Origin of the sequence: Nonlabens sp. MB-3u-79, assembly GCF_002831625.1 — a bacterium.
Classification (GTDB): Bacteria; Bacteroidota; Bacteroidia; order Flavobacteriales; family Flavobacteriaceae; genus Nonlabens.
Genome location: NZ_CP025116.1, coordinates 629,065 through 646,240 on the forward strand (window position 1 = coordinate 629,065; position 17,176 = coordinate 646,240).

Here is a 17,176-nt window from a genome sequence, read left to right on the forward strand (position 1 = left end):
CTTAATGATGATCTTTAAAAATGAAATGGCAAGGTAGATGAATTAAATTACACGCCCATTTTATGAATGTTCTATTTATTTCAAGGTTAATTACTAAAAATATATAAAATGTCGATTAGAATTGAAAAGAGCTTCAAGAGAAAAGCAGAACACAATTACCTAGCTGCAAGCCATTCCATGAATTTTTTACCAGGATTGGTTTTGGCATTCATCGCTCCGTGGACTCCCGTTTGAATAAACAAAGCGATAGCAAGGCCTAATGACGTATAAGCGATCAACTGTGCACTAGATGGGTCCTGTATTGTTTCTGATTGAAACCTAATAAATATAGCAACAAGCGCCCAAACGCCCACCATGGCAAATTCGCGCATGTTACGTTTCCATATCATTAGCGAGTTGATCACAAATGCGATAACAATCATTAGGAGAGTCACCATCACCTGTGTCTCTATGGCAATTTCATAGGTTCCATTCAACCAGGCAGCAATATTTGCTATAGTTGCCACACTTATCCAACCTGAATACAAACACAAAGGCCACCAGACAAAAGCAATAATAGGAAATGGCGCATCCCAGATTTCCATATCCAACTGACGTACGCACATTAATAAGCAAAACAAGATTCCCAGCATCATTACTACAGAAGCGGCAATATGCTCATCCAACCATAAGGCAACCCATAAACCACAAAAAATATTGGCCACAAGAAACCACGGGCTTGTAGTTGGTATAAAATCAATTTTATAATCCTTCCTTTCTATCTGGTGCTTTTTAGAAAAGGAAACGTACACTCCATAAATACCAAAAACCGTCAACATTAAGAAAATAACTCCCCAAATGGAAAAGGCATATGAAGCTGGAGTGAATAGATTATCATACTCTGCACTTAGCTCGCCAACACTTTTACCATTGTAATTTCCTGTGTTAGCATAGGCATTCCACGCAATAAGAATGATGACGCTTAATAAATTTAAAATGGAAGTGAGTTTTCTTGACATGTGCTAAAGATAATAGTACTGATATAAAAATGCGCCTGTAAGGTAAAATTTAAAAAACTTAAGGCTCATTAATCTGATCGTATTATTCATAACCACAATCAACTTAATTCTACCACCTCATCATCTGCTATGGCAAAAACTCTATTTCCCTTTTTAGGCTGTAGCGTGTAGGTACCTGTAAAGTCTCCAAAAGCAGGCAATATCATTCCATAATCCGTACAAAAGAAACAGGAAAGTTTCATTTTTTGACGTCCTATGCCCTGTAGTTTTACCGATGGATGTATATGACCAGCAATGTTATATTTCCCTTCTATTTCTTCTGGATGATGTGTCAGAAATACATCTCCCATGTGAAGCACATCATAAGTTTTTATGCCCAACTGCTCAAAAGAATCTCTAGAAATAACATCGTGATTTCCCATAATTAATGAGATTTCTATATCTTGAGAACGCATCCATTGTTCAAAAAAGTGCCATTCTGTATTTTTATAAGAATGAAATAAATCGCCTAAAAACCACAATCTAGAAGGCTGGAATTCTTCAATTATTTGGTTGAGTTTATCGTACTCCTTATCATCTGCTTGAGAAGGAACGGCCATGCCATGCTTTCTGAAATGAGCGCTCTTCCCCAAGTGAACATCTGCTAGGAGTATCACATCTTGCTGCACCCAATAGCACGCACCACTGCGGTGCAATTGAAAGGTTTGGTCTTGTAGAGTTACTTCTAATGCCAACTTGCTGTATGATTAATTGATGTGTTTATAAGACTCTTTATTAGTAGTTTTAGGTGTGTTCCGCTTTCGCGAAAGCGAGCATACGACCTCCCCATTTCTAAAAAGCATATCGTAGGGAAAGAATAAGATTGCGTCCAGCAGCAGCAATTCCTGAAGAATAGATGCGGTAACGCTGGTCGGTTATATTTTCTAAAATTGCCGTAGCGGTTAAAGCTTCGTTGATTTTAAAGCTGGATCTCAAATTGACCGTATACCATCTAGGCGAGTATGGATTACCCTCGCTGTCCAATGCATATAAATAAGGGCGAGATTGCTGGCTAGGTGCCAGGTCATTAAATTCAAACTGACCGTTAAACATCACAAAGGCATCCCATTGGAATCGGTCATTTTGATACACCATGTGCGCATCTCCAAAGCTAGGTGACACATGGCGTACAGCTACTTTTGAACCATCTAATTCCTTTTGTTCCCCATTGAGCCAGTTGTAATGGCCGTAGATGCGCAACTGCTCATTGATCTCGTATTGCGCTCCTATTTCTACTCCATAAACAACGCTGCTTTCGGCATTTTGTATGGCTTGCACCTGACTTAATTCTCCTTGATACAAGATCATGTCCTCACCGTTGAGTTGGTAATTTCTAGGAACCAAAGCATCTTTCAAATACGTATAGTAACCAGAAATATCAAAAGTGAATTGATCATTGATGCGTTTTTTAACCCCTAACTCAGAGTTATAGGAATACTCTGATTCCAGATCTGGATTAGGAACAATCACAGTCCCAGGGCTAGGGTCAAAAATCTTACCTATATCATCCACATTCGGAGCTCTAAAGGCCGTACTAAAATTAGCTCTTAACTCCCATGTTTCCTCTGGGAGGTATGTGGCTCCAAGCGCACCCGTTAATGCACCTGTACTCAATTGCGCCTCTTCAAAAGGGAAATCGTAAAATTGGTCATCAAATTGAGCATCTAACCATATATGATTGTATCGCAACCCTGACTGTATAACCAATTTAGAATCTACTCTCCATTGGTAATTTGCATACGCAGCTAGTGATCTCCAAGAAGAGCCATCTGGATACCTGCTCGGTGCAGCCTCTCGTTGCTGAGTGTCAATATCAAATACGCTACCTATAGAACCTACTCGATTATGAATAAATTCTGTACCGTAAAACAACACATTATTCTCTCTGTTGCGTCTTTCAAAATCAATAGAAGTAGTCCAGACATCTACTTGCTCTTTAGTCTGAAACAGATCAGGCTCTTGAAAAGAACGGTTGTTTCGGCTTTCTTGAAACTGTTGATATGCCTGAGAGAATATGGCTTTATCATACCATTTTCCATCACCTCTATGTGTAGCTTTGGCATTTGCCATCAACCATTTCTGAGGACCGTAATACCATTGAGCGCTACGGGGATTTCCATTAGCTCTAAATCTGGTCAACGCATCGTATCTAGAGAAATTTCCAGTAGCTGTATAAATTAATCCCATATCAAATCCCCAACGTTGATTAGGTTGGTAACTGAATTTTTGCAATAAATTGATTTGATCGTAAGCTGTAGGGATTTGTTTTTCTGGATCATCGTTATTGATTAAAGCGTCCTGTCCATCAATTCTATCTACATACTGATTTCTAAGATATTCATCTGGCCCATGAGAACCCATATTCAAATCACCAAAAGAATTTGTACTAATACTAGTTACCGCAGCAAACTTCTCTGTGCCATAATTAAAATCTAAATGGGCTGTGTTTTCATTATTAGCGGTAGCATATCTTACAACTGCATTACCAGAAAACAAAGTGGAATCTAGCGCAAATTGAGGTTTTTTTGTGTAAAAATTCATTACCCCTCCTATCGCATCGCTGCCATAAACAACGCTTCCTGGACCTAGAATTACTTCTGTGTGATCAATACTTAAAGGATCAATAGAAATTACATTCTGAAGATTTCCGCCTCTAAAAATAGCATTATTCATACGCACTCCATCCACCGTGATCAATAATCTGTTGGTTGAAAAACCTCTTATTAACGGACTTCCACCGCCTTGTTGTGATTTTTGAACATACACTTGGCCTGACTGCTGTAATAAGTCTGCGCTGGTCTGCGGGTTACTAAAAAGTACCTCTTCGGCACTTTGTGAGATGATTTTTTGAGGAATATCTTGTTTGCGTTGTTCAAACTTAGATGCAGAAATTACGATAGGGTTGATTTTTTCTGATCTCGGGGTCATCAGGATTTGCTGGCCTTGTCTTTTTATTTCTCTTTTATCAATAGCATAAGTTTCAAAAGCCATACTTTGAAAATAGATGCGGTCAAATTTTGAAAACTTATCTAAGGAAACTTGCCCTTGAAAGTCAGAGATAGCACTAACACTTTTATCCTTATTATAAACAGCTACAGAAACTAACTTCTCCTGAGTGACTTTATTTAAAATCGTCACCGTTTGTGCGGCGCTAAAAAAGCCTAAAAGAACAAGCAACATAGGTGCTAATTTCAATGGTCGAAAAGTTGCTTTAAAATTGATAACGAATTGGGTTTTTTAAAAGTTTGCAAATGTATTTGAAAATACTCGATGACCAAATTTAATAGGCCATTACGCTGTTCTCGATTCATTTTTATTTTATAAAGGTCATCAAAATTCGTGCCTATAAAGGTTTTTAACTGCTCACTTTCTACATCCGTTAAATGATGTGGTTGTAAACCGTTTTCATCAAAGTTGCCATTCAACATATTAAAGTAGGTAGCGTCTGAAGTAGTCACATCTGGTTGAAAGCCTAAAAAAAGGGTCATATCCAGTAGTATTTTAATGGAAAGGTTTGCTACATGATCCGATTGGTCTAAGTATTGAAAGACAGACGAAAGATATTCAAATAACTCTTGATCGGGCTGTTGCTCTGTAAGGAGTTGAGACAGCACTTCAGAAAAAAACAGAGTCATACTGCTTTTTACAATATCGTTATGTATATTTTGGTAAGGGAATATAACACGTGCCTCTTTGATGTATTCCAGCGTTCCTTTTCCTTTATGCTGGGTTTCTATTTCTAGTTGAGTCAGCGGCTGGAAAAAGGAAGTACGCAATTTCCCTTTTCTAGATTTACGTATTCCTTTAAGAATAAAGGATTGCGTGCCCAATTCTCTAGTGTATAATCTTGCAATGAGGTCTGACTCGCTATACTTTATGGCAGATAATACTATTGCTGGCGTTTTTACAAGCATTTATCTAACAATCATCAATTTAGAAACGGTGGTTTCTATGTTATCACTAGTAGAAATAAATAAAAAGTATACTCCAGAAGCTACTTTATTGCCAGAAAAACTTCGGGTATCCCATGGAATGCTTCCTCCTTGTGAAACGGCTTCATAAACGAGGTTTCCTTCTATATCTGTAATTTTTACTCGAGCCCTGTCGGTTAAACCGTCAATAGTAACATTGCCATCAAAACCTGGACGCACAGGATTGGGAAAAGCTCTAACGTTCTCTAAATCATCTTGTGGTTTACTAGATCGTTCTCCTTGAAAGGCGACAATGCCTTTATCTGTCGCAAAGTAAATTTTTCCTGTCGACTCATCAATAGCTATATCGTTTACAGAATTTGTAGGCAACGGTGAATTATCTGTTGTGAATTGAAAAAGAGTTTCTCTACCAGAAGGAGAGAATAAAAAGGCGCCAGAACTAGCGGTAGCTATCCATTTGTTGTTATTTCCATCTATTTCAATATCCGTGACAGCCTCATCTGCTAGCAACTCGCGTGGTATTCCGTTGGTGTCTTCTATTATTATAGATCTTGCATCACTAGGGTTTTCTGAAAACATACTGTTGGGATTAAAGAGAACTCTTAACCCTTGATTAGACCCTATCCACAACTGTCCGCTTAAATCTAATCGCAAAGTGGTCACATAACTGTTCACTAAGTTCCCTAAACCTACGTCATCAATAAGATTTGCAAACTGATTTGTTGCAGGATCAAATCCTACAAGACCATTTGCAATGGTACCGAAAAAAATAGTGCCGTTATTATTTGCTACTATTCGGGTTATCCCTTGATCAATAGCAATACTAGCTACTTCTTCACTCACATCAAAACTGGTCCATTGTCCAGAAGGAGTTCTTCTATTAAGAGCGTTATCAACTTTATTTGCCAGACTCCATAAGTTCCCTTGATTGTCAAAAACACTATTAGAGATTCTTACAAAGTCAGTTGCCGGAGGAAGAATACTTTCTAGCGTGCTGTTATTGATTCCGTATAAAGTAGTGGCAAGCCCATCAGCAAACTCTAACAATCCATCATGCATAGAATTGAGGTATACTTCATCAGAGTTATCTGGATTTATTGTAATCGTAGAAATACTGGCGATATTTAAAACATCGGCAGCTTCAAAATTAGTCCAACCTTCCTCTCCTACTAAGTGACTCACTCCTAATCGTTCTAACGGAAATGGATTGTACAACTCATCGTGATCTCCATAAGCCACCCACAACTCATCTGGGGAGGCTGTAATAGAAAACGCCTTGTTTCTAGTTGGGCCATCTGCTACAATAAATTCAAAGTCGGTCTGGTCTTGAATATTTACTCTAATCATTCCGTTTTCTTCGGTTCCTATGAACAGATCATTACCTAAACTAATCGCTTGAGTGAAATTGTAATTGAAACCTCCTAAGCTTGTTAAGCTCAGTATCTCGACGAAATTAGTATCAAAAACCTGAATAGCGTTAGGTGTGGCTACTGTAAAAAACACATCGCTTGTATGAGCGTCTATCGCAACCGCATTTATAGTAGTTGCTGTAGGCTGAAAATTGGCCGTTCCCAGTTGAAAAACCTGCCTGGAAAGGGAAAGTCCAAATAGCTGAGAATTAAAGCTAGTGACTTCACTAAATAAGGAACCATTTATCTGACTCCAGTTCATAAAATCAATTAAAAACGGATCCGTAATACTTGCTCTTCTAACGCCTGAGCTACTGGTCGAAGCATAAAGAAAGTCTTGATAAATCTCTATTGATGAAATTTCAATTTGCGCACCATTATCCCCTATAAAGTAGGTATCATCAAATTCTAGTCTTGATAGATTATAAATAGCTATTCCAAAATCTGTTGCAATATAAATAAGGTCCCCACTTTCCTTAAACTCATTGATTCTTTTATTATCTGGAGGAATGACTTGTTTGTCTTTGATAGCTACTACGTCTATTACTTCCCCATCTTGATCGACAATTTGAAGCAAACCGTTTTCATAACCTATCACCAATAGCGATTTATCTTCACTATAATGGATCTGACTTATCTCATCGCCACTTAATCCATTTATGGTTGTTAAAGTGGTAAATGTTCTCGAACTAAGATCATATATAAAGACGGCATTTTCACTGGCAGCATAAACTGACGTTGCCGACTCCTCAATATCTACAATAGTAGTAAATGAGAAAAGACCTTCCCAAGAGTCGCTAAAATCTTGAGCGTTTGTGAGATTGCAAGTGAGTAAAATAAATAAAAATAACTTTTTCATATGTATAGAACGTGTCCATCCTAATTATATGATGAATCGATACAAAAATAAACTTAATTTAAGGCATTAAAAAACCTCTGTAGTTTTTACAGAGGTTTGTATTGTTTTTAATTTCGCTTACGCACTGAATCAAATGCTGCTTGAACTTTTATTTCCATAAGAAAACAGAACGCGAAACCTATATCCATCTTATAGTACTACACAATTCCTTGTGCTAGCATAGCGTCTGCAACTTTAACAAAACCAGCAATATTTGCTCCTTTCACATAGTCTACAAACCCATCCTTATCTTTTCCATATGTTACACAAGCCTCGTGAATATCATTCATGATGCTGTGAAGTTTACCATCTACTTCTTCAGCAGTCCAGCTGTAACGCATAGAGTTTTGAGACATTTCAAGACCAGATGTAGCAACACCACCAGCATTAGATGCCTTTCCTGGTGAGAACAAAATTTTATTTTCTAAGAAATATTCTATCGCTTCTGGAGTACAAGGCATGTTAGCTCCTTCAGCTACACAAACACAACCACTAGAAACTAGTGTTTTTGCTTCGTCACCGTTCAACTCATTTTGAGTAGCACATGGTAATGCGATATCACATTTTACAGACCAAGGGCGCTCCCCTTCATGATAGGTAGCATTTGAGTAAGTATCTACATACTCAGAAATACGACCACGCTTGTTGTTTTTAAGATCCATTATAAATGCTAGTTTATCTGCATCGATACCAGCTGCATCGTAAATATAACCTCCAGAATCTGACATCGTAACTACCTTACCTCCCAATTGAAGGATTTTCTCTGCAGCATATTGTGCTACATTTCCAGATCCAGAAATCACAACTGTTTTTCCTTTTACATCTTCTCCACGTGTCTTCAACATGTTTTCTGCAAAATAAACGTTACCGTAACCTGTTGCTTCTGGACGTATTAATGAACCTCCATAAGAACGTCCCTTACCAGTAAGTATACCTGTAAATTCATTTCTCAGTTTCTTATAATAGCCGAAAAGAAATCCTATTTCACGTCCCCCTACACCTATATCACCTGCTGGCACATCGGTATCAGCACCGATAACGCGTTGAAGCTCTACCATAAAGGACTGGCAAAAACGCATCACTTCACGGTCTGACTTTCCTTTAGGGTTAAAATCAGCACCACCTTTTCCACCACCCATAGGCAATGTGGTCAGGCTATTTTTAAATACTTGCTCAAAAGCAAGAAATTTAAGAATGCTCAAATTCACAGAAGGGTGAAATCTCAATCCCCCTTTATAGGGACCTATAGCACTATTCATCTGAATGCGATAACCTCTGTTTACCTGAACTTCTCCACTATCATCTGTCCATGGTACACGGAACATGGTGACACGTTCTGGTTCTGCCATACGTTCTAGCAGCTTATCGCTAGCATATTTGGGATTATTCTCGATAAAAGGTATAACGGCTTCAGCCACCTCAGACACTGCCTGGATGAATTCTGGTTCGTTAGGGTTCTTACTTTTTATCAAATCGATAAAATCTTGGATGTTTTTTTCCATTATCTTTAATTTGTTCCTTTAAGAAAACGTTTTCGTTAATGATGCAAATATAATATTATAGCGTATTCTACGGTTTTTTTTACCAATATATTTACGTTTATAAGCTTAGCTTTAACAATCAATGCAAAGGTAAAATTTGTAGTTCATCTAATGCTAAAGGTATTATGCCTCAAGTTTAATGTTTGTATGAACTACATTTTGTTATATTTGTCGCTAGCAAAAAGTTCTATTATTAATGATGCACTCAAAAAAATACATTACTACATTCCTGCTCTTCTTTGCAATGGTAACGGTTAGTAATGCACAATTAGGTTTTTCTCACGAACTAGGTTTTATTGCCGGTCCAGTGGCTTTTCAAAGCGACTATGGTGAGCGCTACGACTTTAATACAAACAAAGGAAACGTAGGAATAGGTGTTGGAATAGTGCATTACATCAACTTTGCGTATCGCGCAGACTGTGATTGTTATAGTGCTGACACCTACTGGAATGACCACTTTAAAATACGAAGTGAGATTGCTTATCATGAAACTACTTTAAATCATTTAGGCCCAGAGTCAGATAAAATATCGCTAGGCGGATTACAACTGAGGTCCATGGAAGGTAAAGCGAAGGTGTTTGAAGCTGGCGCACAAATCGAATGGTACCCATTGAGTATAAGAGATTTTCAATCAGGGCAGCCTAAAATAGCTCCTTATATAGGATTCGGAGCTCGTTATGTAAATTATAGACCTGAAGCCACAAGTAGTTTAGGACCTTTAGGAAACCCGATAACTACATACCCAACTTTTATAGATCGTATAGACACCTCACAAGGGAGTGCTATTGCTTTAACAGGAGATATAGGCTTTAGATATAAAGTAGGCCCTTTAAGTGATCTGTTGATCTCTTCTAAGTGGCACTACTATGTGGATAGCAACTATGTGGATGGATTGAGTCCTAACAATGTAAATAACAGAGCAAACGACTGGATCTGGTGGTTTAACGTAGGATATATCTTCTATTTATAATACCACTTGACAACTTATTAAAAAAGGGCTATTGAAATTCAATGGCCCTTTTTTTATTCCTGTATCCCAAGTTCTTCTATTGGATCCCAGAAGTTTTCTTTAAAATTTGCTATTTGATCTTCTTCAATAATAAGACCTTCACTTTCTAATAACTGTTGCATAAGGTTAGTTCCAGGAAAATGATGCTTTCCTGTAAGAACCCCATTGCGATTTACGACTCTGTGAGCGGGAACTTCAGAGTCGCTATGCGACGCATTCATGGCATAACCTACGGTTCTACTACTTCTAGGTGTACCTAGGACTTTTGCAATAGCTCCATAACTTGTAACTTTACCATAAGGAATTTGCTTGACCACTTCGTATACTCTCAAGAAGAAGTCGCTGCTGCTCATCCGTATATTCTAATGATGGTAAAAATGGCTATCAATAAGGTGAGTCCTCCTAAAATGTAATTGATTTTACGGGCAAAGGTATTGCTGTCAAAAGCAAATTTCTTTACGTATTTGATATAAGCCAGTAGCATTAAAAATGTGCCACAGGAAGCTCCTATTATGAAAAGGTGAGCAGTAGGATAAGTAAAAACAAACAGTCCTCTCCCTGCTAGAAAAGAGCTGAACCCTATATAAAATGGAATAGGAAAAATATTTAGTACGGATAAGATAATTCCCTGAGCAAATAATTTTGCTGCAGATCTGTTGATCTCCTGAACTTCTGGCGTTCCAGAATCAAGAGCAGCCCTAATAAAAAAGAAAATGGAAAGTCCAACAAAAGCTATCACCGCAAACTGTTCTAAGAGCAACAAGGTTTCTGGATTATCATTCAATAACTTTGAAAAAAACACCCCTATATAAACCTGTCCTACCACAACAAAAGAAGCCCCTAAAGCAAATATTACCGCCGCTTTTCTGTTTTGTTTGACACTTATTTTAGCTGCTGTAAGGTTTAATAATCCTGGAGGAATAACTCCTACAAACCCTATTACAAGACCAAAAAACAAGTGTAATAATCCTACCATTACTTCAATTTAAACTTGATGTAAGTAATTGCTTTTCCTGTTTCTAAATATTGTTTTTCATAAAAAGTTTGTGTTCCTATTACTTCTTCAGGTGACTCTGTATTAGAATAAACATCATGATGAGCATATAAGATTTCATCACCTCTTGCTTGTAATAATCCTAAGGTGTAACCGTGCATGAACTCAGAGTCTGTTTTGAGATTCATAACTCCGTCTGGTTGTAAGATGTGTTTATATTTGGATAAAAACTCAGGGTTGGTCATCCTGTGCTTCGTGCGTTTGTATTTGATTTGAGGGTCTGGAAATGTGATCCATATTTCTTGAATTTCCGCTTTCGCGAAAGCGAAATCCACCAACTCAATCTGAGTCCTCATAAAAGCTACGTTATCAAGACCTTCCTCTAGAGCCGTTTTTGCTCCCCGCCAGAAACGCGCGCCTTTAATATCTATACCTATAAAATTGCGCTCGGGATATTTACGCGCTAAAGCGACAGCATATTCTCCTTTACCACAACCCAACTCCAGAGTTATAGGGTTATTGTTTCCAAAAAACTCCTTCCATTTTCCCTGATGTTTAAAACCAGAGACCACCTCTTCTCGAGAAGGCTGAAGGACGTTTTTGAATGTATCGTTTTCGTTAAATCGTTTGAGTTTATTCTTACTTCCCAATACAATTATTTAAAGGTTAATTAATATCTACAAATATACCTGATTACAAAGTCATTGTATATTTACTCCATGCAAAAATCAAAAAACATTTTGATTGCCCCTTTAAACTGGGGGTTAGGTCACGCCACAAGGTGTATTCCTATTATAGACGCAATTATTAAAAATGGAGACCGCCCTATTATCGCTAGTGATGGACTAGCACTAGCGCTACTTAAAAAAGAATACCCAAAACAGACCTTTATAGAACTTCCTTCTTATGACATATCCTATGCTAAAGAAGGACAAAATTTAAGGCTAAAAATGCTAAAAGACTCTCCTAAAATATGGATGGCTATACGCAATGAACATCAGATGCTTCAAGAAATCATTCCTAAATATACTATTTCAGGAATCATCTCTGACAATAGGCTAGGACTTTACAGCAACCTCGTCCCTTCTGTAATTATAACGCATCAATTACAAGTATTATCTGGCAGCACCACATGGTTGAGTACACAACTGCACTTACATTATATAAAAAAATACGATTACTGCTGGATTCCTGATGCAGATGGACCAGACAACCTCTCTGGCAAACTATCCTATAACGAGGATTTTGAAATTGAGAAAGTGTATTTAGGACCTCTTTCTAGATTTAAGAATACCGGTAATTACCAAAAAAAATACGATCTAATGGTATTGCTCTCCGGCCCAGAACCGCAAAGAGGTATTCAAGAGAAAAGATTGCTTACGGAGCTCAAAACATATAAGGGAGAGGTATTATTTATAGCCGGTAAAGTAGAAAAAGAACAAAAGGTAGAGAAAAAAGGACGCCTTACTTATTACAACTATCTTTCTACAGATGGATTACAAAAAGCACTAGATCGTTCAGAAATGGTGTTGAGTAGAAGTGGTTATACAACTATTATGGACCTACAAAAGATGGGTAAAAAAGCATTTTTTATCCCTACCCCAGGTCAGTTTGAACAAGAATACCTCGCAGAATTGTTAGATCAAAAAGAGATTGTTCCCTACGCTACTCAAGAAGATTTTCACATACAAATGCTCTCTCGCGTAGAGCACTATAAAGGATTGGGAAGTATTCAATCTTCTTCAAGGTCGCTTTCTTCGATTTTGGAAGAAACTTTTTCTAGCGTAAATGAAAATTCAGATCCTATCCCTAGCTCGCTATCTACATAAATACGCTCTCCATGGGCTTCTACAATATGCTTAACGATCGCAAGTCCTAAACCAGAACCCCCTTCTTTACGTGATCCAGTTCTATCCACTCTAAAGAACCGTTCAAATAATCTAGGGATAAACTCTGGTTTAATTCCTTCCCCATTATCAGTTACCCTTAAAATAGCTTTATTATTGATGAGATCTTCTACAGCTACTTCGGTGGTTCCATTTTGTTTCCCGTATTTAATAGAGTTCACAATAAGGTTTGAAATCACTTGAAGTATTCTTTCTTGGTCTGCATAGACCATGACAGGTTGATCGTATTTCATATCAAAGACTAAAGAAATATTTTTCTTTGCTGCCTTCATTTCAAACTGATCAAAAACCTGCTTTACCAAGGTAATGACGTCAAAGTTTTCCTTATCTAGACTCATATCGCCAACTTCTAGTCTGGTGATCATATCCATATCCTTTACAATATATGTAAGTCGCTCCACCCCTTTTTGAGCTCGCTCCAGGTATTTCTTACGTATGGCTTTGTCCTTATGCGCGCCATCTATAAGTGTATCTATATAGCCTTGTACCGTAAACAAAGGAGTCTTCAATTCATGAGATATATTTCCTAAGAATTCTTTCCTGTAGTTCTCTCGTATTTGAAGCGTTTCTATTTCTATTTTTTTGTTTCGGGCAAATCGTTCTACTTGCTCCTTCAGTGTGCGCATGTCTGTTGCAATCTCACGATCATCAAAACTACTAGATTCTAAAAGTGAAACATCTTCATAGATGCGTTTGATACGACGGTAAATAAATCGCTGCACCCGATATTGAATAATCACAAAACACAGAATAAAACCGGCCATGGTGATTCCTAAAAGAATAGGAGCAGGAAGCTGGACCCCATCAATAAAGGTAACTAAGAATAAAATTAAAAATAGGAAAGCTGTAATATAGATCGATGATCTAATGGCAAATCGGTAACTTTTTCTTTGTGACGGCGTATTATTTGACATACTTATAACCTACACCTTTGACAGTTTTAAAACTATCATCACCCAGTTTCTCTCGCAGCTTTCTAATATGAACATCTATAGTGCGCCCTCCTACAATGACTTCGTTACCCCATACTACATCTAGAATTTCTTCTCGTTTAAATACCTTACCTGGCTTTGTAGTGAGCAGGGAAAGCAACTCAAATTCTTTGCGAGGCAAGATCATTTCTTCTTTCTTAAAGACTATTTTGTATTGATCTCTATCGATGATAAGGTCACCTAACTTTACAATATTTGAGGTGGCTGCTGCGGCACTCTCTCTGCGTCTTAAAAGTGACTTCACTTTAGAGACTAAAACACGCGGCTTTACCGGTTTAGTAATATAATCATCTGCTCCTGCATCAAAACCTGCAATCATGGAGTAATCTTCTCCTCTAGCGGTGAGAAAAGTAATCACGGTGCCATCTAACTCGGGTAGTTTACGCATTTTCTCGCAAGCTTCTATTCCGTCCATTACTGGCATCATCACATCTAAGATAATGAGATCTGGCTTTTTCTTTTTTGCTTTTTTGAGGGCTTCTTCACCATTTTCAGCCGTATAGACTTGATATCCTTCGTTTCTCAAATTATATCCTACTATTTCTAGAATATCCGGCTCATCATCTACTAATAGAATTTTGGCTTTAGCGTCTTTCATTTCTTCTTTCATATGCTTAGAAGGCTAAATTAATAAGATAGTTACGCAATGATTTTAAATTCATGTTAGCTTTAGGTTAACTCCCTGTTTTGAAAGATGGAAGTTATGAAAATAATTTATGTAATCTGCTTTCGCGAAAGCGGATTACATAAAACTTTGAAGACAAATCGTAATACGCTAGTAATCATGTAGTTTTAAGTCATTATTGCACTCATATAATAACTGATCGCTCCTAGATCGCACTTTATTAAAACCAACTATTTATAAAAAATGAAGCAAATTTACTTTAGCGACAAATAAAGGGTGATTTGTCAACGCAAATAATGATGTAATACCAGGTGCTGGAAAAAGAACATCTAGCTTTTCCTTAGATTTGCGGTTAATCTAACTTTAGAGGCTGATAGCATAGGCCTGATAATAGTTCCTGGTGCTTTTTTATTTACTTTTGCGTCAAATTACCGATGTGAAATTCCCCGTTTTTGATATACATTCCAGTGAAGCATTTGAAAAAATGGCTTTGGAAATTTATCGTTATCAATTGCGAGAAAACGCTGTTTATCAGCAGTACTGTCAACTCATTAATAAAACTCAAGCTTCTCGTCTAGAAGAGATCCCATTTCTGCCCATACAGTTTTTCAAATCGCATACAGTGGTAAGCGATAAACGACCAGTCAAAATTACTTTCACTAGCAGTGGCACTACAGGCAGTGTTGTTTCAAAACATGTAGTGACTGACTTAGATGTTTACAATCAGAGCTTGGATCATAGTTTTAAGAAAACCTACGGTGAGATCAAGGACTACGTCGTACTGGCATTACTACCTCACTATTTAGACCGCACTGGTTCTTCCTTAGTGTATATGGCACAACGCTGGATCAATGCGTCCCAACGAGTAGAAAGCGGCTTTTACCTCAACGATCTCGCAGCGCTTTCTAAAGTCCTGAAGAGTTTTGAAAATAGTCATCAAAAAGTAATCCTTATAGGAGTGACTTTTGCCCTTTTACAGCTCGCCGAAGAATATGCGATGCCATTAGATCATGTGATCATTATAGAAACCGGAGGAATGAAAGGAATGCGCAAAGAAATCGTTAAACCAGAATTGCATCATATCCTGAAAACAGCTTTTACAGAAGCGAGTATTCAAAGCGAATATGGAATGACCGAATTACTTTCTCAAGCCTATGCTAGTGACGGGATCAACTTTACGACGCCGCCTTGGATGAAAGTAAGCACAAGAGACACTAACGATCCTCTATCAGGAATAGAAGATGGTAAAACCGGCGGATTGAACATTATAGACCTCGCTAACTACAACTCTTGTTCTTTTATAGCGACCCAAGATCTGGGAAAAAGCTTTACCGATGGAAGCTTTCAAGTTTTAGGAAGGTTTGATCACTCAGATATTAGAGGCTGTAATTTGATGGCGGTAAATTAGTAGGCAGTAGGCAGTAGGCAGTAGGCAGTAGGCAGAAACCCCTATGACTTTTTAAAAAAAGTCATAGGGGTTTTTTATAAAGACTAAGAATTACTTCAACACCACTAAAAAATAATTCTTCTTACCGCGTTGCAACAAGATCATATTACCAGCAATCACATCTTCTTTTGTGATCATTTTATCTTCGGTGATCTTATTTTTATTGACACTTAGACTGTTTTCTTTAAGCGCTCTGCGCACTTCAGCATTAGAACTTAAGAAACCTGTAGTTTCATTCATAAAAGTAACCACATCCACTCCGTTTTCTATTGCAGCTTTGTCAATTTCCACTTGCGGCACACCATCAAAAATCTCTAGTAAAGTCGCTTGGTCCATTTTACCCCATTGCTCTGGAGTTACCTTTTTAGAAAAAAGAATTCCAGAAGCTTCTACAGCAGTTTCATAAGCCTCTTGACCGTGAACCATAGTGGTTACTTCTTCGGCAAGTCGTTTTTGTAGAGCTCTATAACCTGGGTCTTTTTGATGTTCTTCAATAAGGGCATCGCAAGTTTCTTGATCTAAGAAAGTAAAAATCTTGATCCAGTTTACAGCGTCATCATCTGTTGCTGTAATCCAAAACTGATAGAATTTATAAACGCTTGTTTTATCAGTATCCAGCCAGATATTCCCACCTTCTGTTTTACCAAATTTTGTTCCATCTGCTTTTGTTACTAGTGGTGTGGTAATCGCATAAGCTTTACCTCTCGCCTTGCGCCTTATCAATTCTGTTCCTGTGGTTATATTTCCCCATTGGTCAGAACCACCTATTTGAAGTTTACAAGCTTCGTTTTCATAAAGATGTAAGTAATCATAGCCTTGGAATAACTGGTAAGTAAATTCTGTAAAACTCATTCCGTCTCCTTCTCCAGACACGCGTTTTTTTACAGACTCTTTGGCCATCATGTAATTAACGGTAATATGTTTTCCTATATCACGAGCAAAATCGATAAGGCTGAAGTCTTTCATCCAGTCGTAATTATTGACCAACTTTGCACGTGTGGCTTCTTCACCACCTTCAAAATCTATAAATCTAGCAATCACACTTTTTACTCCAGCGATATTTTTATCGAGAATATCCTGAGTCAGCAAATTACGCTCGGCACTCTTACCACTAGGATCACCTATCATACCAGTCGCCCCGCCTACCAGCGCAATAGGTCTATGACCCGCACGCTGTAAATGCATGAGTAATATGATCTGTACAAGACTTCCTATATGAAGAGAATCTGCGGTAGGGTCAAAACCTATGTAACCAGAAACAACTTCACTTTGAAGCATTTCTTCCGTATCTGGCATGATATCATGTATCATCCCACGCCATTTTAATTCTTGTACAAAGTTGTAAGCCATAATTGAAGTTTTACGGCTGCAAATATATGTGGTTT

Annotated in this window: 15 protein-coding genes; 3 read left to right on the forward strand and 12 right to left on the reverse strand. The window is 37.7% G+C overall.

Translation table 11 applies throughout. From position 1 onward, the window contains the following. Positions 1–155: 155 nt before the first annotated feature. From CW736_RS02825 to gdhA, 6 genes are all read right to left on the reverse strand, one after another. Positions 156–998 carry a hypothetical protein gene (locus CW736_RS02825; RefSeq protein ID WP_101012466.1) on the reverse strand — a complete coding sequence of 281 codons (843 nt, stop codon included), beginning with the start codon at positions 996–998 and terminating at the stop codon, positions 156–158. A gap of 98 nt (positions 999–1,096) precedes the next feature. Next, positions 1,097–1,732: a ligase-associated DNA damage response endonuclease PdeM gene (gene pdeM, locus CW736_RS02830; protein ID WP_101012467.1), complete on the reverse strand. Its 636-nt coding sequence runs from the start codon at positions 1,730–1,732 to the stop codon at positions 1,097–1,099. A 97-nt stretch (positions 1,733–1,829) separates the two neighbouring features. Next, the gene (locus tag CW736_RS02835) at positions 1,830–4,217 is read right to left on the reverse strand and encodes a TonB-dependent receptor plug domain-containing protein (protein ID WP_101012468.1); all 2,388 of its coding nucleotides are present in this window, start codon (positions 4,215–4,217) and stop codon (positions 1,830–1,832) included. A gap of 11 nt (positions 4,218–4,228) precedes the next feature. After that, the gene (recO, locus tag CW736_RS02840; RefSeq protein ID WP_101012469.1) at positions 4,229–4,951 is read right to left on the reverse strand and encodes a DNA repair protein RecO; all 723 of its coding nucleotides are present in this window, start codon (positions 4,949–4,951) and stop codon (positions 4,229–4,231) included. After that, the gene (locus CW736_RS02845; RefSeq protein ID WP_101012470.1) at positions 4,952–7,237 is read right to left on the reverse strand and encodes a T9SS type A sorting domain-containing protein; all 2,286 of its coding nucleotides are present in this window, start codon (positions 7,235–7,237) and stop codon (positions 4,952–4,954) included. 197 nt (positions 7,238–7,434) lie between these two features. Further along, positions 7,435–8,778: an NADP-specific glutamate dehydrogenase gene (gene gdhA / locus CW736_RS02850; protein WP_101012471.1), complete on the reverse strand. Its 1,344-nt coding sequence runs from the start codon at positions 8,776–8,778 to the stop codon at positions 7,435–7,437. Positions 8,779–9,016: 238 nt separating this feature from the next. On the opposite strand from gdhA, the gene CW736_RS02855 reads away from it, so the two are divergent. Then, positions 9,017–9,787 carry a THC0290_0291 family protein gene (locus CW736_RS02855; protein WP_198519365.1) on the forward strand — a complete coding sequence of 257 codons (771 nt, stop codon included), beginning with the start codon at positions 9,017–9,019 and terminating at the stop codon, positions 9,785–9,787. 53 nt (positions 9,788–9,840) lie between these two features. Here the strand turns inward: CW736_RS02855 and CW736_RS02860 are convergent, their stop codons facing one another. Genes CW736_RS02860 through trmB form a run of 3 tightly spaced genes read right to left on the reverse strand, consistent with a single transcriptional unit; the run spans position 9,841 to position 11,470 of the window. Beyond that, complete coding sequence (locus CW736_RS02860) at positions 9,841–10,179, reverse strand: MGMT family protein (protein ID WP_101012473.1); 339 nt, start codon at positions 10,177–10,179, stop codon at positions 9,841–9,843. Beyond that, positions 10,176–10,802 carry a LysE family transporter gene (locus CW736_RS02865; protein ID WP_101012474.1) on the reverse strand — a complete coding sequence of 209 codons (627 nt, stop codon included), beginning with the start codon at positions 10,800–10,802 and terminating at the stop codon, positions 10,176–10,178. Before CW736_RS02865 ends, CW736_RS02860 begins: the two co-directional genes overlap by 4 nt. Beyond that, complete coding sequence (trmB, locus tag CW736_RS02870) at positions 10,802–11,470, reverse strand: tRNA (guanosine(46)-N7)-methyltransferase TrmB (RefSeq protein ID WP_101012475.1); 669 nt, start codon at positions 11,468–11,470, stop codon at positions 10,802–10,804. The genes CW736_RS02865 and trmB overlap by 1 nt, the downstream gene beginning before the upstream one ends. A 69-nt stretch (positions 11,471–11,539) precedes the next feature. On the opposite strand from trmB, the gene CW736_RS02875 reads away from it, so the two are divergent. Further along, positions 11,540–12,649, forward strand: a complete 1,110-nt coding sequence (locus tag CW736_RS02875; protein ID WP_101012476.1) for a glycosyltransferase — start codon at positions 11,540–11,542, stop codon at positions 12,647–12,649. Here the strand turns inward: CW736_RS02875 and CW736_RS02880 are convergent. Both CW736_RS02880 and CW736_RS02885 read right to left on the reverse strand, forming a co-directional pair. Continuing rightward, positions 12,553–13,641, reverse strand: a complete 1,089-nt coding sequence (locus tag CW736_RS02880; RefSeq protein ID WP_101012477.1) for a sensor histidine kinase — start codon at positions 13,639–13,641, stop codon at positions 12,553–12,555. The genes CW736_RS02875 and CW736_RS02880 overlap by 97 nt on opposite strands. Further along, the gene (locus CW736_RS02885) at positions 13,631–14,317 is read right to left on the reverse strand and encodes a response regulator transcription factor (protein WP_101015007.1); all 687 of its coding nucleotides are present in this window, start codon (positions 14,315–14,317) and stop codon (positions 13,631–13,633) included. The genes CW736_RS02880 and CW736_RS02885 overlap by 11 nt, the downstream gene beginning before the upstream one ends. A 463-nt stretch (positions 14,318–14,780) precedes the next feature. On the opposite strand from CW736_RS02885, the gene CW736_RS02890 reads away from it, so the two are divergent. After that, on the forward strand, positions 14,781–15,752 hold the full coding sequence (locus CW736_RS02890) for an acyl transferase (RefSeq protein WP_101015008.1): 972 nt from the start codon (positions 14,781–14,783) through the stop codon (positions 15,750–15,752). 90 nt (positions 15,753–15,842) lie between these two features. Here the strand turns inward: CW736_RS02890 and tyrS are convergent, their stop codons facing one another. Then, entirely contained in the window at positions 15,843–17,141 is a 1,299-nt protein-coding gene (tyrS, locus tag CW736_RS02895; protein ID WP_101012478.1) for a tyrosine--tRNA ligase, read from the reverse strand. Positions 17,142–17,176 lie beyond the last annotated feature (35 nt).